At 42.2% G+C, this 25,179-nt stretch carries 20 protein-coding genes and 1 pseudogene; 12 read left to right on the plus strand and 9 right to left on the minus strand.

Features of this window, described 5'->3' with window-relative positions; all coding sequences use genetic code 11:
- The first annotated feature begins 614 nt into the window (after window positions 1–614).
- From EWV60_RS09215 to EWV60_RS09230, 4 genes are all read left to right on the plus strand, one after another.
- Window positions 615–941: a mannose-binding lectin gene (locus EWV60_RS09215; protein WP_002775566.1), complete on the plus strand. Its 327-nt coding sequence runs from the start codon at window positions 615–617 to the stop codon at window positions 939–941.
- Window positions 942–1,048: 107 nt separating this feature from the next.
- On the plus strand, window positions 1,049–1,270 hold the full coding sequence (locus EWV60_RS09220; protein ID WP_002732918.1) for a DUF2283 domain-containing protein: 222 nt from the start codon (window positions 1,049–1,051) through the stop codon (window positions 1,268–1,270).
- A 42-nt stretch (window positions 1,271–1,312) separates the two neighbouring features.
- Window positions 1,313–2,290 (plus strand): MvdC family ATP-grasp ribosomal peptide maturase, encoded by a 978-nt coding sequence (locus EWV60_RS09225; RefSeq protein WP_287231985.1) that lies wholly within the window; start codon window positions 1,313–1,315, stop codon window positions 2,288–2,290.
- Window positions 2,291–2,395: 105 nt separating this feature from the next.
- The gene (locus EWV60_RS09230; protein WP_069474628.1) at window positions 2,396–3,370 is read left to right on the plus strand and encodes an MvdD family ATP-grasp ribosomal peptide maturase; all 975 of its coding nucleotides are present in this window, start codon (window positions 2,396–2,398) and stop codon (window positions 3,368–3,370) included.
- Between the two features lie 209 nt (window positions 3,371–3,579).
- Here EWV60_RS09230 and EWV60_RS09235 read toward each other — a convergent pair whose 3' ends face one another.
- From EWV60_RS09235 to EWV60_RS09250, 4 genes are all read right to left on the minus strand, one after another.
- Entirely contained in the window at window positions 3,580–4,113 is a 534-nt protein-coding gene (locus tag EWV60_RS09235; protein ID WP_002733958.1) for a GNAT family N-acetyltransferase, read from the minus strand.
- A 160-nt stretch (window positions 4,114–4,273) separates the two neighbouring features.
- Window positions 4,274–6,337: an ABC transporter ATP-binding protein/permease gene (locus EWV60_RS09240; protein WP_287231989.1), complete on the minus strand. Its 2,064-nt coding sequence runs from the start codon at window positions 6,335–6,337 to the stop codon at window positions 4,274–4,276.
- 218 nt (window positions 6,338–6,555) lie between these two features.
- The gene (locus EWV60_RS09245; RefSeq protein WP_002740468.1) at window positions 6,556–6,810 is read right to left on the minus strand and encodes a DUF7219 family protein; all 255 of its coding nucleotides are present in this window, start codon (window positions 6,808–6,810) and stop codon (window positions 6,556–6,558) included.
- Window positions 6,811–6,907: 97 nt separating this feature from the next.
- Complete coding sequence (locus tag EWV60_RS09250; RefSeq protein ID WP_193979781.1) at window positions 6,908–7,852, minus strand: NAD(P)/FAD-dependent oxidoreductase; 945 nt, start codon at window positions 7,850–7,852, stop codon at window positions 6,908–6,910.
- A 97-nt stretch (window positions 7,853–7,949) separates the two neighbouring features.
- On the opposite strand from EWV60_RS09250, the gene EWV60_RS09255 reads away from it, so the two are divergent.
- Together EWV60_RS09255 and EWV60_RS09260 are read left to right on the plus strand one after the other, a co-directional pair.
- Window positions 7,950–8,777: a YaaW family protein gene (locus tag EWV60_RS09255; RefSeq protein ID WP_287231991.1), complete on the plus strand. Its 828-nt coding sequence runs from the start codon at window positions 7,950–7,952 to the stop codon at window positions 8,775–8,777.
- A gap of 1 nt (window position 8,778) precedes the next feature.
- Entirely contained in the window at window positions 8,779–10,053 is a 1,275-nt protein-coding gene (locus EWV60_RS09260) for an O-antigen ligase family protein (protein ID WP_287231992.1), read from the plus strand.
- 130 nt (window positions 10,054–10,183) lie between these two features.
- Here the strand turns inward: EWV60_RS09260 and EWV60_RS09265 are convergent, their stop codons facing one another.
- From EWV60_RS09265 to EWV60_RS09285, 5 genes are all read right to left on the minus strand, one after another.
- Window positions 10,184–11,080, minus strand: coding sequence for an AEC family transporter (locus EWV60_RS09265; RefSeq protein ID WP_287231993.1), 897 nt, complete (start codon window positions 11,078–11,080; stop codon window positions 10,184–10,186).
- A gap of 49 nt (window positions 11,081–11,129) precedes the next feature.
- The gene (locus tag EWV60_RS09270; RefSeq protein ID WP_287231995.1) at window positions 11,130–11,705 is read right to left on the minus strand and encodes a Uma2 family endonuclease; all 576 of its coding nucleotides are present in this window, start codon (window positions 11,703–11,705) and stop codon (window positions 11,130–11,132) included.
- A 143-nt stretch (window positions 11,706–11,848) separates the two neighbouring features.
- Window positions 11,849–12,190: a HepT-like ribonuclease domain-containing protein gene (locus tag EWV60_RS09275; protein ID WP_002734383.1), complete on the minus strand. Its 342-nt coding sequence runs from the start codon at window positions 12,188–12,190 to the stop codon at window positions 11,849–11,851.
- Complete coding sequence (locus EWV60_RS09280) at window positions 12,177–12,572, minus strand: nucleotidyltransferase family protein (protein WP_002792275.1); 396 nt, start codon at window positions 12,570–12,572, stop codon at window positions 12,177–12,179. The genes EWV60_RS09275 and EWV60_RS09280 overlap by 14 nt, the downstream gene beginning before the upstream one ends.
- Complete coding sequence (locus EWV60_RS09285; protein ID WP_287231998.1) at window positions 12,532–13,392, minus strand: formylglycine-generating enzyme family protein; 861 nt, start codon at window positions 13,390–13,392, stop codon at window positions 12,532–12,534. Before EWV60_RS09285 ends, EWV60_RS09280 begins: the two co-directional genes overlap by 41 nt.
- Before the next feature lie 409 nt (window positions 13,393–13,801).
- Here EWV60_RS09285 and EWV60_RS09290 point away from each other — a divergent pair, with 409 nt between their 5' ends.
- The 6 genes and pseudogenes from EWV60_RS09290 to EWV60_RS09315 form a co-directional block, all read left to right on the plus strand.
- The gene (locus EWV60_RS09290; protein ID WP_287232000.1) at window positions 13,802–14,269 is read left to right on the plus strand and encodes a hypothetical protein; all 468 of its coding nucleotides are present in this window, start codon (window positions 13,802–13,804) and stop codon (window positions 14,267–14,269) included.
- A 609-nt stretch (window positions 14,270–14,878) separates the two neighbouring features.
- Window positions 14,879–15,343, plus strand: coding sequence for a hypothetical protein (locus EWV60_RS09295; RefSeq protein ID WP_287232001.1), 465 nt, complete (start codon window positions 14,879–14,881; stop codon window positions 15,341–15,343).
- 164 nt (window positions 15,344–15,507) lie between these two features.
- Window positions 15,508–19,272 carry a tetratricopeptide repeat protein gene (locus tag EWV60_RS09300; protein WP_287232004.1) on the plus strand — a complete coding sequence of 1,255 codons (3,765 nt, stop codon included), beginning with the start codon at window positions 15,508–15,510 and terminating at the stop codon, window positions 19,270–19,272.
- Between the two features lie 48 nt (window positions 19,273–19,320).
- Complete coding sequence (locus tag EWV60_RS09305) at window positions 19,321–23,031, plus strand: FkbM family methyltransferase (RefSeq protein WP_287232006.1); 3,711 nt, start codon at window positions 19,321–19,323, stop codon at window positions 23,029–23,031.
- Between the two features lie 43 nt (window positions 23,032–23,074).
- Entirely contained in the window at window positions 23,075–23,815 is a 741-nt protein-coding gene (locus tag EWV60_RS09310; protein ID WP_228051272.1) for a hypothetical protein, read from the plus strand.
- Window positions 23,816–24,066: 251 nt separating this feature from the next.
- A pseudogene (locus tag EWV60_RS09315) lies at window positions 24,067–25,179 on the plus strand (hypothetical protein); the annotation flags it as partial.

Below are 25,179 nucleotides of genomic sequence, written 5' to 3' on the forward strand. Positions count from 1 at the left end.
GTTATCAGTGATCAGTGATCAGTTATCAGTTATCAGATTTGAGTTTTAAGTGTGGAGTATTAAATAGAAGTTTCCTACTATCTTTTTACTGATTACTGTTTACTGTTTACTGATCACGGCAAAAAGCTGACGGCTTAAATGTATATAGCGTTTTTCAGTCTGCTGAGGTACAAAAGTTATGGGTTTTAGGCAAAAGGCAACAGACAGAAGGCAAAAGGGAAGAAAAATAGGTGTACCTCAATAGCTTAGGAAACGCTATAATTAATTTTGCTTAGGTAGTTAATATTTGAGCAGATTTAGTAGAGTGGGAAACCCACTTTCCGCGCTTCTTAACATTCAATTAATAATTTTTACCAATATATTGCTTACAATCCTTGTCCAGTAAGGATTATAGCTACAATCATGGATTTTGATCAAGGTGAAGAATTGTCAATTTTTTTCTCAGAAAAAATCAATTATTGAAAATGTTCTCAATAGTAGTTTCTACAATCAAGGTTTTTCGTTAAAACATCTTGGGGAATGTAAAAATATATAAAAGTATATGAAGATGTGCGGAATGTCGGCTGTTAAGGCACTATGCTGAATCATATTGTTTTTTAACACACAGAGTTGTCATGCCCAATTTTTCGCACACTTGCAGCAGTATTAACTACGACCCTAACAGCACAATCCTGAGTGCTGAGTGCCAAGCTCGCGATGGAGAATGGATGCCCACCGAACTGAGGCTTAGTGACCATATCGGTAATATAGATGGGGAATTGCAGTTCGGGGATCAAAACTTCCAAGAAACCTGCCAAGATTGTCACCTTGAGTTCGGGGATGGAGACCAATCCGTATGGTTGGTATGCACTTGTCAAACAATGGATGGGGAATGGAAACCTACGCAAATACTGTTAGACAGTCAGATCGATAATAACGACAGCCAACTGGAAATCGGATAGGGTAGGAGAGGACGCAAGAAATCCACGATTCCGCTATCTGTTGGGTAGAAAACCTACACTTACCCGCAAGAAAAGTGTAGGTAGTTCAGCAAATATTGGAGAACGCCATGAAAGTGACCTATGATCCGGTCGTTGATGCTCTCAAAATCACCTTAAGTAATGTGCCAATTGCAGAAAGCGACGAGCAGAGTCCGGGGGTGATTCTCGACTATGACCAGTGGGGGAACGTGGTGGGGTTAGAAATCCTCAATGCTCAAGAGCGGATGGACAATCCCCGGTCTTGCGAATATTCGATTCTGACCACTAAACCGGAATTAGTCGCCAGTTAAGAGAGACAAAAAGAAATTTAAATATAGGAATTTCCCACTGATATGAAAGAATCGCCTAAAGTTGTTTTATTGTTGACCCATAGCGGCGATTTTTTCACGATTGACCGCGTGGCTGAGGCGATAGAAAAAAAAGGAGCCACACCTTTTCGCTTAGATACCGATAAATTTCCCTTAGAGGTTCAATTAGCAGCCCAATTTAATGGGAAAAAAAGTTTTTATCAATTAACCTATAACCATCAATCTATTGATAGTCAACAGGTGCAATCTGTTTGGACAAGACGTATTTGGCAGCCTGAACTAACAGGGGATTTAGATCCTCAGTTTCGGGAGGTTTGTGTGCGAGAATCCCAGACGACTTTGGCCGGTTTTTGGGATAGTTTAAGGTCAGCGCGTTGGTTAGATAATTTAGCGCAAATTGAGAGGGCTAAAAATAAGTTATTACAACTTCGTTTGGCCTCAGAAGTTGGCTTGATTATTCCCCCCACTTTAGTGACCAATAATCCTGATGCTGCCCGGGAGTTTTTTTCCCAGGTTCAGGGACGAATGGTGAGTAAATTGTTAACTGCGATCGCCCACAGCATGGAATCGCCGGAATTTTTTCTTTATACCAGTAGGGTGAAAGCAGAAGACCTTGAGGAAGCGGAATCTTTACGCTATTGTCCTATGGTTTTTCAAGCGGAAATTCCCAAACAATTAGAATTGAGAGTTGTCGTGGTTAATGGACAGACATTTGTGGGAGCTTTAGAATCTTCTCAGTATAATAATTCTGCCGTAGATTGGCGAAGACCGGGTATTGATCCTGGTGCTTGGCAACATCATACTTTACCCGATTCACTATTGCAGCAACTTCAGATTTTTATGGCTAATTTAGGGTTGAATTTTGGGGCGTTTGATTTTATCTTAACTCCTGGGGGAGAATACGTTTTTTTAGAAGTTAATCCGGGTGGTGAGTGGGGAATGTTAGAACGGGATTTAGATTTACCTATTTCTAATGCGATCGCTGATTTTTTAGTATGCTAAAAATCAAACCAAAACCTAATCAGGATTTTGAGGATTTTAGGATTATCAAGATTCTCAATCCAAAATCTAATCAGGATTCTCAATCCCAAATCATCAAGGAAATCTATGACCGTTTTAATTGTTACTTTTAGCCACGATAATGAAAGTATTCCTCTGGTAATCAAAGCCATAGAAACGATGGGGAAAAAAGCCTTCCGTTTTGATACCGATCGCTTCCCTACAGAGGTGAAAGTTGATCTTTACTCAGGCGGTCAAAAAGGCGGAATTATTACCGATGGAGACCAAAAATTAGAGCTAAAAGAAGTTTCTGCTGTCTGGTATCGACGCATGAGATACGGACTAAAATTACCCGATGGGATGGATAGTCAATTTCGCGAAGCTTCTCTTAAGGAATGTCGGTTAAGTATTCGAGGAATGATTGCTAGTTTATCTGGCTTTCATCTTGATCCAATTGCTAAGGTAGATCATGCCAATCATAAACAATTGCAGTTACAAGTAGCGCAACAATTAGGTTTATTAATTCCGGGGACTTTAACTTCTAATAATCCTGAAGCTGTCAAGCAATTTGCTCAGGAGTTTGAAGCAACAGGAATTGTGACTAAAATGCTTTCTCAATTTGCTATTTATGGAGACAAGCAAGAGGAAATGGTTGTTTTTACCAGTCCTGTTACTAAGGAAGACCTAGATAATTTGGAAGGTTTGCAATTTTGTCCAATGACTTTTCAGGAAAACATTCCTAAAGCTTTGGAATTACGCATCACTATCGTCGGTGAACAAATATTTACGGCGGCGATTAATTCCCAACAATTAGACGGTGCTATCTACGATTGGCGAAAAGAGGGAAGAGCGCTCCATCAACAATGGCAACCCTACGATTTACCGAAAACTATTGAAAAACAACTACTAGAATTAGTGAAATATTTCGGTCTCAATTATGGTGCAATTGATATGATTGTCACACCAGATGAACGTTATATCTTTTTAGAAATTAATCCCGTTGGCGAGTTTTTCTGGCTAGAACTTTATCCTCCTTATTTTCCTATCTCCCAGGCGATCGCTGAAGTCCTCGTCAACTCATAAACCAACAAATACAGAGCCAGAGTATTTTATCGCATCGACGAGGCTCTGACTCCCGATTTCCCCCCCGACTACTGACTTGAAAGAGGGTGTAGGGTGTGGGGTGTGGGGTGTAGGGTGTGGGAAGTGGGGAAGTGGGGAGTTTTCTCAGTGAACTGATAACTGATAACTGATAACTGATAACTGACTCCTAACCCCACCAACAAACTTTTTCAGCAAACCCTACTTAATTTCCAGACCAAGACTTTCTCTCGTGCTTCTATCAGATCCATGCCTATTTTTTCTAAAACTCGCTTTGAAGCTATATTATCGGGAGCGCAGCCAGCGGTCACTGTTTGCATACCAGGTTGAGAAAGTGTCCAGTCCATCATTGCTTTTGTCGCCTCGGATGCGTAGCCTTGTCGTCGATATAACGGCGCTACTTGATAGCCAATTTCTACAGCATCTGTGGGTAAACCTGTGACATCAGGAATAATTTTGATCATCACATGACCAATAAGGGTATTTTCTGTTTGATGAATAATTAAACTCCCCCATCCCCATTCATTTTGTAAGGGGAATTGCAGCAAAATATTCGCAATATCAGGGAAAGCTTGAATCAACTCTTGTTCGGCCCAGTCAGCTGCAACTTTTACCCCCAAAATTGTTGCTAATTCATCGATACCTATAATTGCGGCCTTGAGAAGTTCAAGCTTTAAGGGGACTAAATATAATCGTTCTGTCACCAGTTTTTCCAGTGCTTTCATTTGATAAAATTCCTATACCAGTTATCAGTTATCAGTTATCAGTTATCAGTTAGTAGCTTGTTAATCAACTTACCCAGCAAAAACCTGATTCTCTAGTTCTCCTGAGAGGGGAAAGTCTGAATACTCTGTCTCAATTTCAATCTGTTTGTCACCCCATTAGCTATATTCTCACCCATTTTAAGGTTTTTGGGTCTTTATCGTAACGATAATTAAAACCATCTTTGGCAGTAATAATTTTACCTAAACTGGCACGACTCCGGACGTTACTTAAAGAATAATCAGTTAGGGACTGCATTTGTTGATGGGACAAACCTTCGGCTATTTCAGAAACTCCGGCAATTTCCGCATCATGCTCAGTTTTAACCTCAGACAAAGTCTCTATTTTTACCGACGAAAAATTTTCTGATTTTTTTGACATCATCACTAGGTTATTCACTTTTTTGCGCTGATAATCTTCTACAGTTGACAGCTGCCAATGGGAATTTTCTGTTAACTCTAAGACCCATCGATGATAATTAAATAAACTTTCCCGATGACCAACACTAATAAAGGTGGTTTCACTTTCCTGTAATTGCTGATATAAGCTGGCTTCATTGGCCAAATCTAAAGCGCTGGTTGCTTCATCTAAGATAGTAAAGGTAGGTTTAGTGATTAATAGTCGAGCAAAAGCTAATCTTTGTTGTTCTCCGAGGGATAAAATCTGTTCCCAATTGACTTGTTTATCTAAGGTATTTTTGTCAGTTAATAAATGTTGCAGGTTGACTTTTTTTAAGATGTTTTCTAATTCTTCATCGCTCACCTGCTCATTGGTATGGGGATAAAGTAATTGCTGGCGTAAAGTGCCAAGGATAATATAAGGACGTTGGGGTAAAAATAACATTTTAGCTAAAGGAGGACGAACTAAACGACCACTACCTGCTTTCCATAAACCGGCGATTGCTCGTAACAAGGAACTTTTTCCTCGACCACTGGGGCCAATAATCAGTAAGCTTTCTCCCAAAGGGACAGAAACCGATAAATTTTCCACAATTACCTTTTCATAATCGGGAGTTTGTAGGGTAAAATTTTCAAAAGCTAGACGATTATCTTCCAGGGTGATAATACGACTTAAGTTTTTCGGCTCTTCACTGGCAACTTTTAAGGCATCTGTCAAGGTAGCTAACCGTTCAATATAACTTGAAACTTTACCCGATGTTCCCCATTCAGTAATTAATTGTCCCAAGGCATTAGAAAAAAGGAAACAGCATAAACTCGCTTGACTAATTTCCCCATAATCGATTTCGTTTTTAATAAACATCGGGGTCAAAATAAACATTGAAAATACACTAATCGCTGACTGATAACCTCGATTAAAAAGATTATTAAACCGTTCCCAATTGATCAGGTTTTCCGAGCTTTGAATAACCCGTTCAAAACGGCTTTCAATGATTTTTTCTTCCTGCTCTTCTCCCTGAAAAAAAGCAATTGATTCGGCGTGGTTACGTACATGGGTTAAAGCATAATTATAATCAGCTTTATTATTAAGCTCCGATTGATTAATTTTGTTTAATTCTTGAGTTAGATAAATTGCTATGAAATTTCCTGCGATCGTATAAATTATTAGATAAACCGCAATTTGCCGAGAAATTGTCCAAAGAATAATCGCAAAAGTAATCATTTGTAACCCTTTTTCCACGAAGGTAATTAACAACCTTAGGGTCATGGTCGTAATTGGTTCAATTTCTTGAGATAATCTTTGATCGGGATTTTTTAAAGCTGAGGTAAAATCAATGTTATAATAAGCGCGATCATTGAGATATTTTTTAACGGTTTGTTTGGTTAACCACTTATACCAATCCAATGCCACTTGACGACGAATAAATTGAGAAAAAGCAAATAACCCCGTTGTTCCTATAATCAACAAACTGGATAACCAAAGCGTATTGAGATATTTAGAAAGATCTCTATCTTCAATAATAATATCGAGTACATAACGATTCCAGTAGCTACTAAAAGCTTCTACCCCGACTGTTGCCAAGATACTTAAAAGGATCAAAGCTGACATTCCCCAAGAAATGATCACATCTCCAAAGGCACGTCCATTTAACTCCGTTGGATACCAATAGGGTTGAGCGACAATTTTTAGGCTTTCCCAAAATTGACCAAATAGTGAAAAGGGATTATTGGCGGACTGGTCGGACACAACAGGGTTTTCCGTTGCTTGTTTAGTAGTATATTGAGGCATCTAGATCCAATTGGCAGTTCTTTTACTGTTCTCTTGACAACTCGCTATCATATTGTAGCGGCAGAATTACCCGCTTTTGTCTTTTGATAACATTTTTATCTAGAAGATGAAAGCCAGCTATGGTCAGAAAGCTCTGACATAACTAAGAACTACTTGACCCACTTTTGTTACTGTGGCAGTCTAGATGCTGTTTACTGGTCACTGAAAAACCCCATCTCTCAATCTCCGTGATCCTCAAAATGATTAGCTAGTAGGAATTTTTGACTGGTATTCAACTCTTGCCAAAGCTGGTTAATTTTCTCGTAAGCTTCCGTGGAGGTAAGCTTTCCCCCACTGTGTAAACCAGCGATAAAAGAGACTCTCAGGGCGAATTCCTGCAAATTAGCGTTAAAAACTAAATTTTGTGGCGTGAATAAACCCCTGTAGCTGGTTTTAGGGTAGAGAAAGTTATCTTTAGAATTGAATTTTTCCATTGTTACCGACCCCCAGTATAGGATACCTACATTATTATATGTTTAACCTTTTGTTAACCCAACCTTAACCTAAGAATTTAACCCTGTCCCTAGATTCTTAAGAGAGTAGCTGCTGAACTTGATTAGCTGCCGCTATCCCAGAAGTTAAGGCCGTTTCTAGGGAAGAATTTCTCGATAAATCTCCCCCTTGACACCAATCACCACAGGCAACTAGAGGTAAAGGACTATTAACACTTAAACAGGGTACAGCTAAACCCTGACGGACTAAAGCATAACGCCAACGGTGCAGCTGAGACCAATCCGGGAGAGGCAAAGAAGCACGAGAGAGCAAATCTAGCTTAACTGCTTCTAAATCCTCGCTATCGAGATATTTAACCGCAAAATCGGCACTACTATGCACAACAAAGACATAATCAGGGGATGATTGCCGTTTACTGCTATCAAGTCCTAACCAAGCGATATCGGTGGAGGGAGCAACTGCGGGTAAAGAATCGCCATAACCCGCCATTACCGTTAAACAGGGATCGTAAACGATTGATCGCAATTCTGGCATAGTAGTTATATGAGAGTTTTCTAACAATAACGCCGCTTGCGGGGCGGGAATAGCCAGGACAATCGCCGAAAACTCCCCCCGAATTTGACCGTTATTGTTTAAAACCCATTTTCCTTGACGATTTTCCAGACGAGTAACCAGAAAATCTCGTTCAATTTCTAACCCTTGAGCTAAAAATTTCGCCACGCTATTCATGCCAGAAGGAGCAACATAGCTAGAATCAAACCAAGAAGTAACTATATTCTCTCTCAGGAGATTATCAATTAAAGCCGCCGTTTTTTCCCCCTGAATAGTCAAAAAAGGCAAGCCATGATCCACAGCCATCTCTTGATTAGCTCGATTAACCCGTCGCGTGGCTAAACGACCACCAATGCCTCTAGACTTATCAAATAGCTTAACAGTATAACCTCGATCGCACAACTGACGAGCGCAGGTTAACCCGGCTAAACCCGCACCAATGATCCCAACCTTAATCGAAAAATTTGTCACTAGCCTTCCTAACCCCGTCAACCCTTGAGTTAATATTAGTATTAATCAGCACTAGCGAAACTGATTTGATTATTGGGGCTGAGGAGGAGAAACCACATTGGACGAACTACGCACAGCTTTGGAGTTAGCCACCGAGGAGGAACTACAGCAAATCACTAACATCCTCTTTTGCCGTCGTTTTAACCCTCTCGATTATCTACGAGCGCCGGACGCAATCGCCGTTCAAAGTCAAGATTGGGATAGTTGGTTAGATAGCGTCGAGGATCGTTTTCGTTACTTGGCTGCCGATGGTGTGACAGTATTAAAAGGTCAAACCGAAAAAGTTAGTTATCGTCAAATTCTCGTCCGTGTCTGTCATTTCCTCAAGGTTCCCTACTCCCAAAAAATGCCGACAACGGAAATTGAAGCGGAAATCTATCTTCACCTCGTTAACAAAGCTTGGAAACGTCTCCCCCCATCGGAACAAAAATCCCTCTCGATTCAAATTCAAAAAGCACTCGCGGATTCCCACACTCCCCAACCCTTACCGGTTCACCTACAACACAATCCCCTCGATATAGTCCTCAAAGGCGGCAGCGTCATCGCCATTAATTCTATCCTGAAACCGATTCTGCTCAAACATATCGCCGGGCAGTTCGCTCTCCATTTTGCCCGCTATCAAGGGGCAAAAACTGCCCTAGTCCAGGGTGGGGCAATTGTTAATCAAATCGCCCTACAAACGGCTAAACAGGGCATGACTAGAGCGGCAGCCCGCTACGGAGCCGTCAGAACCGTGTTAAGTTTGGTAGGACCGGCTCTATGGGGTTGGTTTATTGCTGATCTCGGTTGGAAGGCGATCGCCACCGATTACGGCCGGATTATCCCGACTATTTTTGCCCTTGCCCAAATTCGTCTGACTCGTGACGATTGTTGGCAACCTGCATAACATGAAAAAGATTTTTTGTCAAGGGTGGGAGTGGAATTTAATACTTTTTTCAGTTTTTATTGCCATGGTCCTGCCGGAGTTGGCGGGTATCGGCATTATTATCGTCTTAATAAGGGTTTTTACCGGCAATTTTCGGGCAATTATCCGGTCACGTCTCAATCAAGGTCTCGGTATCGTCACTCTTTGGTTAATGATTAGTGCCAGTCTTTCCCCAACTCCGGGGGATGCTTGGATTGGTTTAGGAAATTTTCTGCCTTTTTTCTTCTTTTTTAGCAATATTCGGCAATTAATTAAAAAACCCTCCCAATTGCGTCAACTAGCTTGGGCGATGGTTATTCCGTCGGTTTGGGTAGTGGTGATGGGATGGGGACAAATTTTTCTCGGTTGGCAAAAACCGGAAGCATTAAAAGGGATTTTTACCTGGCCCTACGGAGCGGGGGGCGAACCTTTAGGGCGAATGTCTTCGGTTTTTATGTATGCTAATCTTCTGGGGGCTTATTTACTGATAACTCTGATTTTAGCGATCGGTTTATTAATTCTAACTTGGCGGCAGTGGCACAGACAAAGAAATAACCTTTTAAATCTCAAAGTCGGGTTTTTAACTTTAACCATATTTATCGACAGTGTAGGGCTATTTTTAAGCAATTCTCGCAATGCTTGGGCCTTAGCCTTTTTAGGTTGCCTAATTTTTGCCCTTTATCTGGGTTGGAATGCCTTAGTCGCTGGTTTTGTCCTCTTGGGAGGGATGATTTCCCTTGCTTCTTGGGGACCAAATCCTTTCAGGGATAGTCTGCGTTTTTTGGTTCCTAGGGCGATTTGGGCGCGATTATCCGATGAAATGTTCCCCAATCGCCCTCTAGCTACTCTCAGATCAACTCAATGGCGTTTTACTCTAGAAATGACCCAAGAAAGACCCCTATTCGGTTGGGGATTACGCAGTTTTACACCTCTCTACGAAAAAAGTCAGGGATTATGGTTAGGTCATCCCCATAATTTATATTTGATGTTAATGGCAGAAACGGGAATTATCGGCTTAATTTTGTTGTCTGTTTGGGTGGGTTGGATTTATGCCCAAGGGGTGCGTTTATTTATCTTTCTACGGCAACAAAAAGCCGGGGGGGAGTTAATTATCTTTACCTATCTGGTGGCCTTTGGTGCTTGCGTTTTATTTAATCTCGTCGATGTCACCCTCTCCGATGTCAAGATTAATACTATTGTTTGGCTTCTCTTGGCTGCTATTGCTGGAGTGAGTCAAAGGTTAAATTATGAATTATGAAGTGAGAAGTGGGGTGTGGGGTGTAGGGTGTGGGAAGTGGGGAAGTGGGGAGTTTTCTCAGTGAACTGATAACTGATAACTGATAACTGACTCCTAACTCCACCAACAAACTTTTTACTGCAAACCCTACTTATAAATAGACTTTTAATAACCAAAGAAAGAAAGGAATAGTCAGAAAACTAGCAAGGGTAGTGACCACAACTGTGCGGGCCATTAAAGCTGCTGAACCACCGAATTCTGTGACTAAAATGACGGTATTAACGGCGGTGGGCATGGCACTCTGTAGGATAAGAATTTTTAGATCCATACCAGTTAATCCTAAACTATTGCCGATCGCAAATGCCAAAAGAGGAGCGACTAAAAGACGCAAACAGGCCCCTAATAATTCTAATTTACCGATCGCTAATTTTTGCTGAGATAATTGGATACCTAGGATAATTAAAGCCAAAGGAATTGCCGCTTCTCCTAGATAGCTAATACTTTTATCTAATTGCAGGGGAAGATGAAAAGAGAAAGTTTGAAAGCTAATGCCGATAAAAATTGACCAGATTAAGGGCAATTGAAAAACTAAGCGAAATCCTGAAAGAAAGCTTTTTCCTCGCAAATAAGCGGGACTAATACCAAATAACAGAATACTAGAACCAATCATATAGATTATCGCTCTTTCCAGTCCGGCCGCACCCAGGGCAAAACTAGCCACCGGTAAACCCATATTACCGTTATTGGGCATCACAGCGGCAGCCATGAGGCTTTTGCGGGTATCGGCATCGAGACTGAGACAATAGGCCATAATTTCGACGACAATCGCCATTACCAGTGAGATAAGAGCAAAGCCTAGGAGAATTAAACCGATATTGCTGCCGGATAAAGTGGTGCGATAGAGTCCATCAATCACCAAAGCGGGAGCAAGAATATACACCGTGATTTGGGAAAGGGAATGCACTTCCACAGTGAGAACTTTTCCTGCTATCACACCGATGAGGATGATAAAACCCACTGGAATAATAGCGGAGAGAATAGCAAGCATTAATCAAGTAAAAAGTAAATAGTACATAGAAAAAAACTGATCTGATTTTTTAACAGATTTCTGTTATATCTTCATATAAAGATTTGATCGCACAGTGAAAATCGATACTAGCTAGATAAATATCTGCTCCTTTGCTGTAGGGATAAAGAACCCAGAATCCTTCGTCATTGCGACGAAAACAATCCACACTGATGCGTTCTTGACTGATAAGAACGTATTCTTCTAAAGTTTCGATCGAACGATAGTCGGCAAATTTATCGCCCCAGTCAAAGGCAGCAGTAGTGGGGGATAATACTTCTACAATCAAGCGCGGATAACGGATAAAATCTTCCGAGAAAGACTGATTATCTCGCGAGTCGCAAGTAACTACAAGATCGGGATAAAAATAACTATTAGCTATTTCTAGACGAACTTTCATAGCTGTGGCATAGACAAGACAACCACTACCCCGCAGCCGGTTTTTTAAAAGTGTGGCTAAGTTGATAATAATCATACCATGGGCTTTACTTGCACCAGCCATGGCGTAGGTTTGACCGCGAATGTATTCGTGTTTATCCTTGGCTATTCTCTCCGTTGCTAAATAATCTTCTGGGGAAAGATAGTTATGGTCAAAGTTAGCAATCATTTGGTTAAATCACCTTTATTGTCTCTAAAATCAATTCTAACTCTCGATCGAGGAGCGGTACATTTTTAAAATTTGACCAGAAGTCTGATTTAAAGTTAGTATTTCTCTTTCATTTTACCGAACCTTATCAAAGATATCACTAATCAAGTATCTTGTGTGGGCAATAAAGGTATTAACAAGTTCAATAGTTCAGGAATATTGCGTCGAATAACCTGCCAGACGATATCAAGATCGATCCGATCATATTGATGGGCGATAATATCTCGCATACCGGCGATGTCGTCCCAAGGAATTTCTGGATGTTGTTTACGAAATCCAGGGGATAGGCGCTTGGTAGCTTCTCCCATAATAGTAATTTGATAGAGAATTGCGGATTGGGTGCGTAAATCCGATTCTAGTAGTTCCCGATCCAGTTGCTCGGCAAATTGTTGAGCTAATTGACCTGCTCGGACAATATCTAGTAAAAAAGCCTTATCCCGCCACATAAATCACTTGCGCTGTCCCTAAAATCTCTCGTTGACGAATCCAATTATGACTCTGCTCGATCGATTTTTTCGTTAGCAAATCAACTTTCCGTCCCAATAAATTCTCTAATTCCCGTTTCATCCTCGAAAACTCCAGAAGTCCCCAAGAAACACTATCTTGAAAACTGACCAGTATATCAATATCGCTATCTGGACGAAAATCTTCCCGCAAAACCGATCCGAATAAACACATTTCAGATATCTGCCATTTCTGACAAAATTCGCTGATTATTTGCTGGGGTAGTTCTATTTTCAATTTTTTCACCTCCCTGTCACCAGTAATCAGTGATCGGTTTTCAGATTTAAGGAGAATTATCGCTAACCACACGAAAACCAATATCATAGAGTCCAGCAGTAGCCATAAATTTGACTCGGTAGGCCGAGCGACATTTGTTAGGGCCGTCATTCCAGGAACCGCCGCGTAAAACTCGTCTGTCCCTATCTTCTATTGTGGCTGCTTCGTAGTTATCGCGCCAGTAATCTGCACACCATTCCCTGACATTTCCGTGCAAATCGTAGAGTCCGAAAGGGTTAGCGACGGCAAACATTCCCACTGGTGTGGTTTCCCTGCGATCGCAGCCTAGGGAACCTTCCCCATAACGACCAGAACTGCACACTTTGCCGCCATAATCCCAGTCCACCCCGGAATAGTTGGCTAAATCCGTGGAAATTGTCGGGCCGAAGTGGAAGGGGGTGGATGTACCTCCCCGACAAGCGTATTCCCATTCTTTTTCTGCGGGTAAACGATAATTCAGTCCCGTGAGACGGGATAGGCGATCGCAAAATTCCACCGCTTCCCACCAGTTAATTTGTTCTACGGGGCGATCATAACCTTCAAAATGGGCCGGATAGGGATTAAGTTCAATATTTACTGCTTCTAATTTTGCCACCTCGCGCCATTGTCGTTGGGTGATTGGGTAGCGACTCAGACAAAAAGCCTGAATATTAACCAGAGATTGGGGACTTTGACTCGATTTCCAGCCTAACTCGCTTTTGGGCGCACCGATGAGGTATTGACCGCTAGGGATAGAAATCATTTCTAAAAAGGTTTTTTTGCTTAAAAAATATTTATAACCTCGATTAGTGACTTTTTCCCGTTTAATTTTCTCACCTTTGCCATTAACAGTGACCACTTCATCGATAAAATCTAACCATTCTCCCATTCTGCACCCCTCTATCAGTTATCGGTCGATCGGGTTAAGCTGCGAGCCTAGAAAAATCTCGAAACCTACCAGTTATAAGAATAACAAGACTTCGATCGATTACCCGAATTAACTCTTGCTGTTTTTTTCCTTACTAGAAAATTAGAAAAATGGATAACTAGGCACGGAATTGCCCCAAGTTGCCTCTAATTCATCGATCACAAAAGATACGTCCAATGGATCACTGACAAAACTAAAGTTTTGTGTAGTCGATCTTGACAGTAGAGCCTCCTAGCGTAGTATGCTAAAAGAGGTTGGATTCTGTAACAATCCATACCAAAAAAAACGAGGGCATTGAGACGACCAAACAGTTCATAAGCCGCCTCATGACCTCAGAACCATATAACCCCTCTAAGGAAGGAAACAAACGATGAAAGCTTCTAACTACCAAGAAATCGCCAAAGCCGCTATTCTAGCTGGTGGTCTCGCCGCAGCTGGTGTATTGTCCGTTGGCGAAAGCGCCCAAGCCCAATTTATCGGTGCGACATCCCAATCCCGAGTGTCCGCTGCTCTCACTAGCATTATCACCGATGGCAACACTGCGGCCACCAATAGCTTTGCTGTTGAGCAAGTATTGCCCTCCAGTGATTATGTTTTTAGCGGTCCTATTACCGTACAGGCAAGTTACGTTTCGCAGGCGATTGGTACGGCGACCGTGGTCGGCGCTGTTATTGGAACGGCAGTGCTTAGTGCTAGTGCAGTGGCAAACGCATCTACCACCCCATCGGTTGAACGTGCCACTGCCGCCGCTATTACAGCCGCTACTGCTGGCAGTCTGTATGGGGATGTGTCCGGTATCGTGCGGGCTTGGACTGCTGGTACTTCCGTCTTAGATTAGTTGAAGTGGGTAACCCGTCTCAACCCGGGTGAAAAATACCACTTTGTAGCCACATACTACCCGAATTAACTCTTGCTGTTTTTTTTCGCTGGTAGAAAAGTGGTGCAGTTGCCCCCCAGGATTGCCCTGGGTGGCCTCTTTTTAATCGATCAATCGCAAGGGATAAGTAGTCATGCAAAATAAATCTCCTAGTGAAGACAGGCAAGAGGCAATAGGCAAGAGGCAAAAGCTTTATCGAAATGTGTAATTAATTTTGCTTAGGTACTTACGTCCAATAGGTGATTGACAGAGCCAAGAGTTCTGGGTGGTAAACCTTGACAGTGGCCAACCGCAGTTATCTATAGCTGATGACGGTCGAGTCTGTAACGATCCATACCAAGAAAACGCGGGTAAGCTGTACTGAATTTAAACTGCGCTATCGGAAATTTTGGTACAAATGCTCAAACTGCCTCTCCCCGCTCCCTTTCGGTTAAGCTCACGGACGAAGCCCGCTCCCCCGCAATCTTAACGAGTAATTTAGATAGTCAACAGCTTATCGAGACGACGAACTGAGCAATAGTCTGCCTCATGACCTCAAAATCATTGGCCCCTTAACAAAGGAGACAAACAATGAAGGCCTCTAATTACCAAGGAATCGCCAGAGGAGCTATTCTAGCCGGTGGTCTCGCCGCCGCGGGTGTATTATCCGTTGGCGACAGTGCCCAAGCCCAATTTATCGGTACAGCATCCCAATCCCGAGTGTCCGGTGCCACCACTAGCATTCTCACCGATGGCAACACTGCAGCCACCAATAGCTTTGCCGTTGAGCGAGTATTGCCCTCCAGTGACTATGTTTTCAGTTCTCCTATTTCAGTACAAATAAGTTATGATACCCTTACCCTAGCTAAGGACAAAAACTTCGTTGCTATTACAGGCGCAGTATTGACCGCTACGGTGGAGGTAAACTCAGGTACGCAACTAACAGTTGAGCGTGCCACTGCCGGTGCTATTTCGCAGGCTGCTGCTGCCAGTCAGTTTGGGGATGTGTCTGGTATCGTCCGGGCTTGGACTGCTGTTACTTCCGTCTTAGATTAGCAACAAGTCCCCTTTTTAAAGTCGGCGCTTCAGTGAGGGAATTGTTACCCTGGGCAAAGCCGAAGGGTAGGGGGAGAATTTTTTACTGATGTCACTCCCCAAACGTCTTCTGAGTGGTTGCCAATAACCTGAATCTTTCTAGCTCTGCGGATGCAGTCGTTGTAATGATCATATTCTGTAATCGTATTCCCTACTATCAAACCGCTTGGAGTTACCGAGTATTGGGTGAACTGTACACTCAATCGGGCCTCGATTTTCAGGCGGGGGTATTTCCAGATGCGGTGTCTCTTGACCGTTATTTAAGGTTACGGCAGGGAGAAGCTATCCCCCTTTTATTGCAGTTTGAGGTGTTGGGGCAAGATGCCCTTCAGGAGATTCAACGGGAGGGGGCGTTAGTGGTCTATAGCCACGCGGATCCGCGTCAGTCCTTGGGCAACGCCATCACGGGTAGTCAAGAGACCGTTACCCAAGCCGTGGCCAAACAGTTGCAATGTCAGCCCCATATTTGGCTGCCCTTAGCCCATCGAGTTATTTGGTTAAAAGAAAAGGACATCAGGCAAACACCCCTAGGGCAGATAGAGGCTCTAGCCCAGTCCGTTGGGTTAAGGTTTAATAGCCAAGATTATCCGATCGAGAATTTATTAGATTTTCCAACCGAGTCTGCGCCTTGGCAGGAATGTTTTACCAAAGAAGAGCAGTTATTAATCCACTGTCTCTTTAAACCCTTGCTGCTATTCGGCGGAGATGAAACCGGCGAAACCTTTAGGGAAATATTTTTAAATTTGGTTAAAGAAATAAATTGGCCAACTTGGCTGGATTTATTAGCAACCCTACAAAAAGACGTTTGGAAAATACTACCCGAGCAGCGGGAGCTAGTTTATCAAGCAATAAAAAATTCTTTGATCGATTCCTTTGCCGATTGCGGTTTAGGGAATCAAGGTGCGGAAATCGCCCACTATCTGGGCAATCAATTCACCCAGCAGGGTCATTTTGCTTTGGCTCAGTCTTGGTATCTCAAGGCGATCGAGTTAGAGCCTGAGCGTTCTCAATCCTATTACAATTTGGGGGTTGTCAATGAAAAACAACAACAATGGCAATCGGCGATCGACTATTATCGTCAAGCGCTTAGGTTGAATCCTCAATACGCTAAAGCCTACTATCGTTTAGGCTTAAATCTCAAACAGCAATTAATTAGCCAGAGAGAAAACCTCGAAGACGAGAAAAAGCAAGCAATCACCCTGGAAATAGGCGAATGCTTGACTCAAGTTTTAAATCTTGACCCCAATCATCCTAGTATCAAATTTCAACTAGCTAAATTTTGGCAGGATCAAGGGGAATCGGCAAAAGCCAAAAGTCTTTTAACAGCGAAGGAATGGGAGTTATTGCTGGATTTTGTTGCCTATTTAATTAATACGGGTAACCAATGGGAGCGACGGGGAAAATTCCTTCAGGCGCAAAACTGTTACGAGATGGCGTTGGAGTTTGAACCTTCGGCCATTGAACCCTTATTTAATCTGGCTCTCATCTTTCAACAACAGGACAAACTACCCGAGGCGATCGGCTATTATCGTCAAGTATTAGCCCTTGACCCTAATTACATTCCCGCGCTACAAAATTGCGGCATGGTTTTAGAAAAAAGTGGTTATATTCACGAGGCGATCGCCTATTATCAAAAAATCTTAACCATAGACAGTGACAATGTTTCAGCCCTCCAATGTTTAGCTACTTGTGCTGAAAAACTCGGTAAGATAGCCAATGCGGTTGATTATAGTCATAAAATCATGCAACTAGAGCCGCATAATTCTATTAACCACTCATTTTTGTTGTGGTGTTTTGGCGCATTGACCATTGTTTCTCCCCAGGAGATTCTCGATAGTTCCTATCTCTGGTATATCTACCACGTTGTTAAGCAGAGCCTTCCTACTCTCAAATACCACCGGAGACAACCAGACCCCGATCGCCGCTTGCGTATCGGCTATATTTCTCCTGATTTTCGTCGTCACTCCTGTAGTTTTTTTATTAAACCTTTACTAGAAAATCATCATCACGATCAATTTGAAATATTTGCCTACGCCGAAGTGGAAAAAGGAGATCAGATTACTGAAAAAATCCAAGCCACCTGCGATCACTGGCGCTCTACCGTGGGTTTATCGGATTTAGAAGTAGCGGAGTTAATCCAGGCAGATCAAATCGATATTTTGGTAGATTTAGCCGGTCACACTGCGGGGAACCGCCTTAAAGTGTTGGGAATAAAACCCGCTCCCATTCAGGCGACCTATTTAGGTTATTTTGCCACCACGGGTTTACCCACCATTGATTATTGGATTACCGATGAGGCCTTACATCCTTTAGACACTCCCGAATTAACCAGTGAGACAATTTGGCGTTTACCCCGTTGTTATCTAACCTATAACAACTATCTCGACACCCCAGAGGTTTCGCCCCTACCTTGTCAAAAAACGGGTTTAATTACCTTCGGTTCTTTGAACAACACTAGAAAATTAACCCCTGAAACCCTTGATGTTTGGTGCCAAATACTGAAAGCCGTTCCTAACTCCCGTCTTTTCCTAAAAGCAATTCATCAGGCGGGGGTTGATCCTAGGGTTCAAGAGAACATCATCAATGACTTTACCCAACGGGGAATCAGTGCTGATCGACTGTTTATTCAAGGGGGATTATTAGGCAATCAAGCACATTTTTCGTCCTACAATAATGTGGACATTCATCTTGATCCGTTTCCCTATGGGGGGTGTACTACCACCTGCGAGGCCCTGTGGATGGGAGTTCCCACCCTGACTTTAGCCGGGGGACGTAATATGGAGCGTTTGAGTGTCACCCTCTTAAAAGCAGTGGGTTTAGACGAGTGGATTGCGGATACTCCCGAAGATTATGTGCAGAAGGCGGTACAATTTGCTCAAGATACTGTCTATTTAGCCAATTTACGAGCTACGATGCGCGATCGCCTAGCTCAATCGGAATTGTTAGATGCCGAGGGAATGGCAGCGGCGATGGAGGAGGCTTATCGACAAATGTGGCAAATTTATTTAGAGGAACAAAATAAGGTTAATTCTCCTCCCCTTCCCGTGGTCCCAGAGGAGAACAGTGCGGCATATTATCACCAACTTGGAAGGGAAAAAACCCTTACGGGAGAATTGGAGTCAGCCAAAAACTTCTATCTGCAAGCGATAAAAGTAGATCCCACCTATGCCAAGTCCTATCATAATCTGGGCTTTTTAGCGGCACAACAAGGACAATTACAGCAGGCGATTAGTTATTATCAACAAGCGATTGAATCTCAACCTGATTATCCTAGCGCTTTTTATAATCTCGGCTTGGTCTATGAACAGTTAGAAGAGACGGAAAAGGCGATCGCTTGTTATTCCCATAGTGTACAGTTAGATTCCACTAATATGGAGGTTTATAAATCCCTGGCGCAACTGTATGATCGCCAAGAAAACTATGCCAAAGCGGAAAAATACTACCGTTGTGCCTTACTGCTGCAACCCCATAACTTAGAATTGCGCTATAACTTGGGAGTCGTTCTCTACGAACAGGAAAAGTTTGATAAAGCAGTCAGTTGCTTCCAAAAAATTATTCAAGCCAAACCCCAAGATGCGATCGCCTATTTACACTTAGGAATCAGTTATAAGCAGCAAAAATTGTTAACCAAGGCAAAAAGTTGTTTTGAAAAAGCGATCGAGTTAGATCCCGACTATGCGATGGCCTATTACAATCTGGGAGTGGTTTATAGCTGTCAACCTGATGAGAAGAAAGCGGTTGATTGTTTTCGTCAGTGCCTCCGCTGTGATCCCGCAAATAAATTGGCTCATACAGCACTTCTTTTTGCGCTGAGTGGTATTAAAGAAGTTAGTTCCGAGGAAATTTACGATGCTTCTTCTCGTTGGTATCGGAACAAAATCCAAACTTAAATATTGTCAATAGTTACAGTTGTTTCTATAATCATTAAATTTACTACCATGACTATCTTCTTACAAACGCTAAAAGCTCAACATTTTTTAGATAACATTCATATTACCATCGCCCAGATAGGTTCTCGAAAAATTTCTGGGGCCGATGATTATAGTAGTCAATCGTGGGGAATTTTTGCCCCTAACTTAACTATCTATGGATTTGAGGCCGATGCTGATGAATGTAAGCGCATGAATCAGAATTTAAAGGAAAGAAATATCAGGCATCAAGAAAAACATATTCCCATCGCCCTTAGTAACACTCAAGGCAAATCCCAACTATACGTTACTAAAGAGAAAATGTGTAGTTCTCTTTATGAACCAAATCACAGCTATGTATCTCGTTTTCCCAATTTTCTCCCCGAATTTCTTACCCTAGACTATATATCAGAAATAGAAACAACCACTCTGGATAGTTTTTGTGCCAGTGAATTGGTTGACAGCATTGATTTTTTGCAGGTAGATGTACAAGGGGCAGAATTAAATATTTTTCAAGGGGCGCAGCAGATCATCAAAAACAGCACCTTGGCTATTCAAACCGAAGTTGAATTTGCCCCTATCTATAAAAATCAACCGCTTTTTGCTGACGTAGATAATCATTTACGGCAGCAAGGTTTTTTTCTTCAAGGTTTTAAAGGATTACATTGTATTTCCAAAAAATCTTTTCCTGTTGAGATTAAAGCGGGTATTCCTCAGTATCTTTCGGGACAACTGTTGTGGTCTGATGCCTTTTACTTTCAAGATTTACTTAGTCAACCTAGCTCTGTATCCCCGGAAAAACTATTAAAACAGGCTTGTATCGCGGACATATTGTACTTTCCTGATTATGCTTTAGAATTACTGGAATATCTCACCGTCAATTATGGTTCTAATCCTCAATATAATTTCACAGAAGTAATTAATATTGGCCTATCGATCCTCAGGGGAAATACAAGTAATAATATTACAGAATTGACTATCCCCCAATCAAATATCCCTAACCAAGGGTCTGCTGCCCAACACAAACTCAAAATTGGTTATGTGTCCCCTGACTTTAAACGTCATCCCGTGGGCAAGTTTATTGCCCCAATTATTAAACATCATGATCGTCAAAAATTTGAGATTTATTGTTATGGGGAAATCCAAAAAGTTGATGAAATAACGGAAGAAATTCAGTCTTCTTGCGATCATTGGCGATCAACCCTCGGACTTACCGATGCTGAAGTAATCGAGCAAATTAAACAGGATCAGATTGACATCCTAATTGATTTAGCGGGTCATACAGACGATAATCGCTTGCCGATCTTTTTTAGCAAACCTGCCCCTATTCAAGCTTCCTACTTGGGCTATTTTGCCACGACAGGTATCCCTACCATCGATTATTGGATCACCGATCATCATTTACACCCCGTAGATACGGAAGAAAAAACCAGCGAGACGATTTGGCGACTCCCCAGATGCTATGTGGCTTATCAACCTTCCCCGGAAGCCCTAGAAGTCAATCCCCTGCCCGCTTTAAGTTCAGAATATATTACTTTTGGTTGTTTGAACAATTTTTCTAAACTTAATCCTTTCCTTTTATCCCTCTGGGCAAAAATCCTTCAGGCATTACCTCAGTCCCGTCTCATCCTCAAAAGCCACTATCATAATTTAGACGATCCCGAAGAAAAACAAAGTGTTGAATTATTCCTGCAAGAACAGGGCTTTAATCTCGAACAAGTTGAATTAATTGACTCACCGACATTGGCTGAGGATTATTTCGCCTTGTATCATCGTATCGATATTCACCTTGATACTTTTCCTTACAATGGTTGTACTACCACTTGCGATGCTTTGTGGATGGGGGTTCCGGTTTTAACCCTTGCTGGCGATCGTAAAATTCAACGGATGGGAAATAGTCTCCTACAGGCGATCGGCTTAGGGGATTGGATCGCTCATAGTCCCGAAGAATACGTTAACAAAGCCATTACTTTTGCCCAGGATCTAGAGGCGATCGCCTCATTAAGAACTAGCTTAAGAGAGCGTTTTCAAAAATCTCAACTAGGAGATATAGAAGGTTTAACTCTAGCCTTAGAAAATGCTTATCAACAGATGTGGAAAAAACTAGAACAGGAAAAAATACAACCATTAGAGTCTGGTGATCAACAAATAAGTGCAATGCGCTCTCAAACAGAGACGCAAAGTCCCCTCAATTATTACAGTCAATATGTGCAGAAAAATTGCCCTCAAATGACCTCAGAAGATTGTGATCAACTTTTAGCTTTTGCTGATAATACTAACTGGAATCAACCCACTACGCTCAGAGAATGGAACAATGTAGCAGTTATTATGCTTATTGAGGCAGAAGAGACACAAGATATTGCCTTTCGCAAACAACTATTAAACAATGCGATAGCGGTTTTGGAGCAGGGAAAAGCCCATCCCTTAGCCGCCGTCCATTTAGCGCTGATTTATAGTCTAATAGGCGATTACAGCAAAGCCTATGTTTTAGCTTATTCTGTTTTTGTCGGTATTCTTGATCCGGCTTTTAGGAAAACCGCTTCAAACAAAGGACTTGTCTATTTACCTTCCACCGCCCGTACTTTATTAAACAAAACTGAATATTTAGAGAAAATTCTAGCAGCCGAAAACTGCTACGAGCAAATATTATTTTTATGTGCCGAAGTTCTTAATCTATCTCAACCCTACTTTTACAACGCTTCTGGGCAAGATACCCTACAATTAATCTCTCAATCCCTTGCAACATCTCCCATCGTACAGTTACAACTAGGAATTGCTCGTTTTTGTGGGCAAAAATGGGATGGTATTTTTTACCTGCTCAAAGCCCATCAGATTAATCCCAATTACGCACCCTCAATACAAGCTCTTTATTTGGCTTATCGTAACTTACCGGAAGCAAAAGCGGCAGAATATTGGCTTCAGCAAGGGGTCACTCATTTTAACCCCAACTCTCCCGATGTGGGAGAGTGGATTTGGACCCAAGCCAGACCGGAAAATCCTTTTACTTATGTTCCCTATGATAATCTCATTCTGACAGTGGAAGCTAACTTAAAAAGTATTACCACTGCTGTTTTACTCGCCCAAAAAGATTGGTTTGAAGCGGAAATGGAATTGTGGCGTACCCAAATCCGTCCTGATATGACCGTTATTGATGTGGGGGCAAATGTGGGAGTTTATACCTTTAGTGCTGCTCAAAGGGTGGGAGAAACAGGGAAAGTCATCGCTATCGAACCATTTAAAGCTTGTGTAAACTGCTTACAAGAAACAAGCCGTATCAATCAACTCCCTTGGGTTAAAATTTACGAAGCGGCGGCCAGTGATCATTGTGGTTCGGCGAAACTATCCCTCCATAATGCCAGTGAGTTAAATGAAGTTATCAGCGATAATTCCCCTAGTTCCGATTCGGCTAATACTGTAACTATTCAATGTTTAACCCTTGATAGTTTAATTGAAACAGAAAACCTGACGAGGGTTGACTGGTTAAAAATAGATGCCGAGGGACATGAAATAAAAGTTCTACAGGGAGCAGAACGTTTATTGACAGAATTTAAGCCCAATATTATCTATGAAAATATTGCTGGAGCCCACGGTAGCAATGGTGCTATAATGCAATACATCCAAGCAAAGGGTTATCAGGTTTACAGTTACCGCCCCTATATCCAGGAGTTAGTTCCTGTGACCGATGCCAACCAGCTCAACAGTCAGTTAAATTTAATTGCTGTTTACAATCCAAACAAGTGACAGCGTGATTCCCTTGTCAACAATTAAAAATGAGGCTAACAAAATGAAAACTCTCAGCAGACTCAACTCCAAAGAATCAGCACTAACTGTCTTAGTTATTGTTTCACAAATTTTTCTCGTTAATCATCGGGTAATTGCCCAGTCAATTCCCCGAATTTCTATTCCAGGTCTTGCTACTCCTGTTATTCCCGTAATAACCCCAAATGTAGCAATTCCGACGGTAAACGTAACAACAACAAATAATATTCCTGCCACCAGTCTCAGATCTCAACCGATCATTCCGACGGTAAACGTAACAACAACAAATAATATTCCTGCTACCAGCCTCAGATCTCAACCGATCATTCCGACGGTAAACGTAACAACAACAAATAATATCCCATCTACTTCCCTAATCAATTCTCCCACTCCGGTAATTCCGACAGTAAATGTCACATTTGATGATAAGGGTGTTCCTACTGCTGTTCCTGAGTTAAAACCCCTTACTTTTTCCGTCACGGGAAACCAAGGTAATACAGAACCTAGTTTTCTTTCTGTTATTAACAATAATGGAGTGACAAACGAAACGACCGGAGTTGGCAGCACAAGTATTACTATTCCACAACCAACAGCAGTCAATGGTCAGCTTGTCACGGTATCTACAGTTAATGTAGTTTTTCCATCTAGTCAAGAAGCGACGGGGATAACTTCTAGTTTTAACAATTCATTCAGCAATCCTTCCAACCCATTTACAATTCAGTCATCAACTTTAACTGTTAATTTCACGCCTCCAGTTTTAGACTAGGATGACCGGTGATAAGTAAGTAAGCCCAATGGCTTTCGCAATATCACGGGCGGAAACGTTCTAGTGTATTACATTTGTGGGCGCAAAGAACCTGCGCCCACAAATGTGGAGCAAATCCGTTTTATGTAGGGGCATAAAACACACGCCCTCTTCTAGATAACCTTTTCGGTGATGATTTATTTGGTAGTAGTGGTGAACCGTGTTGCTTATCCGGTATGGAGTGCCTAAAATATTTATCTTTCTGAATCTCGATGACAAGGCGATCGAATGAGTCTCCGAATCACCTCTTTGTTTTTGTGATTTTGTCGGGTTTAGCTATTAGCTCAACCCCCTTCATTTTGTTGTTTTATGATGCTCATGAATCGTTATTGGTTAACGGGCAGGTCAAACGCTTTAGTTCAATTATACTGTATGTTGATCATCGCTACCAATCAAGCGATCGTTTGTTTGGCAAATTTGACCCGCTCCCATTGGTTAACTGGCAAGCCATAGAAGCTAAACTGTTGCAATGGTTTTATCCTTCTTTGTGTTCTGCCCAAAATCAGGCTCTGACTTCTGATTCGGGGCAAATCTTACTCGATCGATCGTCCGAACAAATCCTCGATGTTAAGGGCGTGTCTCTTACGATTGCGGCAGCATCGGCGAACCGAGAAACCCAATCTCGTCAAGAGACCATTCAAGTCGCTGAAACAGAAAAAACCGTTTCTTCTGCGTCAGCTGGGTCTCTGAATCTGTCTGATCAACCGTCAGCCAAAGATGAGTCAGATTTATTTGAGTTCCTGACCCGGGGGCAATATCACCGTCGGGCTGAAACGGATCAAGAGTCGGCTATGACTGTAACTATTGGTTCCTCCTCCCCGAACCTTTCAGAGAGTCTCTCTAAACGCTCCGAGCAGCCCTCCACGGAGTCGGTATTGATAACTCAAGCTTTTTCTGAGGAGAATCTCTCGGGAAAAGCGTCAGATTTAATGCCAGTGGACAATCAAACACTGGATCAGTCTCTGCCCCATTCTCCAAATTCCGCTTCAACCGGGTCTCTGAATCTATCTGATCAACCGTCAGTGGAGGATGACTCGGATTTGCGTCAGTTCCTCACCCAGGGGCAATATCACCGTCGGGCCGAAACGGATCAAGGGTCGGCTGCAACTGTAACTATTAGTTCTTCCTCACCGAAGGTCATTACTCAGATTCCCGCTCAAGAATTTTTCTTACCAAATACTCGTTTAGCTCCCTTTACCACTTTTTCTACGCCGGCAATAATTGATACCTGGGAAATTCCCACCACCACCATCAAACTGGAGATTGATTCTTCCGGCGATAGGTCGATAGCTCAGATTCCCGCTCAAGAATTTTTATCGGCAGAT

Origin of the sequence: Microcystis sp. Msp_OC_L_20101000_S702 (assembly GCF_007095705.1) — a bacterium.
Classification (GTDB): Bacteria; Cyanobacteriota; Cyanobacteriia; order Cyanobacteriales; family Microcystaceae; genus Microcystis; species Microcystis ichthyoblabe_A.

Excerpts from the sequence above, each read along its gene's own strand:
- EWV60_RS09240 (WP_287231989.1), bottom strand. The coding sequence starts at position 6,337 with ATGCCTCAATATACTACTAAACAAGCAACGGAAAACCCTGTTGTGTCC.
- EWV60_RS09310 (WP_228051272.1), top strand. The coding sequence starts at position 23,075 with ATGAAAACTCTCAGCAGACTCAACTCCAAAGAATCAGCACTAACTGTC.
- EWV60_RS09215 (WP_002775566.1), top strand. The coding sequence starts at position 615 with ATGCCCAATTTTTCGCACACTTGCAGCAGTATTAACTACGACCCTAAC.
- EWV60_RS09300 (WP_287232004.1), top strand. The coding sequence starts at position 15,508 with ATGATCATATTCTGTAATCGTATTCCCTACTATCAAACCGCTTGGAGT.
- EWV60_RS09235 (WP_002733958.1), bottom strand. The coding sequence starts at position 4,113 with ATGAAAGCACTGGAAAAACTGGTGACAGAACGATTATATTTAGTCCCC.
- EWV60_RS09275 (WP_002734383.1), bottom strand. The coding sequence starts at position 12,190 with ATGTGGCGGGATAAGGCTTTTTTACTAGATATTGTCCGAGCAGGTCAA.
- EWV60_RS09265 (WP_287231993.1), bottom strand. The coding sequence starts at position 11,080 with ATGCTTGCTATTCTCTCCGCTATTATTCCAGTGGGTTTTATCATCCTC.
- EWV60_RS09220 (WP_002732918.1), top strand. The coding sequence starts at position 1,049 with ATGAAAGTGACCTATGATCCGGTCGTTGATGCTCTCAAAATCACCTTA.
- EWV60_RS09280 (WP_002792275.1), bottom strand. The coding sequence starts at position 12,572 with ATGATATTGGTTTTCGTGTGGTTAGCGATAATTCTCCTTAAATCTGAA.
- EWV60_RS09305 (WP_287232006.1), top strand. The coding sequence starts at position 19,321 with ATGACTATCTTCTTACAAACGCTAAAAGCTCAACATTTTTTAGATAAC.
- EWV60_RS09225 (WP_287231985.1), top strand. The coding sequence starts at position 1,313 with ATGAAAGAATCGCCTAAAGTTGTTTTATTGTTGACCCATAGCGGCGAT.
- EWV60_RS09245 (WP_002740468.1), bottom strand. The coding sequence starts at position 6,810 with ATGGAAAAATTCAATTCTAAAGATAACTTTCTCTACCCTAAAACCAGC.
- EWV60_RS09270 (WP_287231995.1), bottom strand. The coding sequence starts at position 11,705 with ATGATTGCTAACTTTGACCATAACTATCTTTCCCCAGAAGATTATTTA.
- EWV60_RS09290 (WP_287232000.1), top strand. The coding sequence starts at position 13,802 with ATGAAAGCTTCTAACTACCAAGAAATCGCCAAAGCCGCTATTCTAGCT.
- EWV60_RS09295 (WP_287232001.1), top strand. The coding sequence starts at position 14,879 with ATGAAGGCCTCTAATTACCAAGGAATCGCCAGAGGAGCTATTCTAGCC.
- EWV60_RS09285 (WP_287231998.1), bottom strand. The coding sequence starts at position 13,392 with ATGGGAGAATGGTTAGATTTTATCGATGAAGTGGTCACTGTTAATGGC.
- EWV60_RS09260 (WP_287231992.1), top strand. The coding sequence starts at position 8,779 with ATGAAAAAGATTTTTTGTCAAGGGTGGGAGTGGAATTTAATACTTTTT.
- EWV60_RS09230 (WP_069474628.1), top strand. The coding sequence starts at position 2,396 with ATGACCGTTTTAATTGTTACTTTTAGCCACGATAATGAAAGTATTCCT.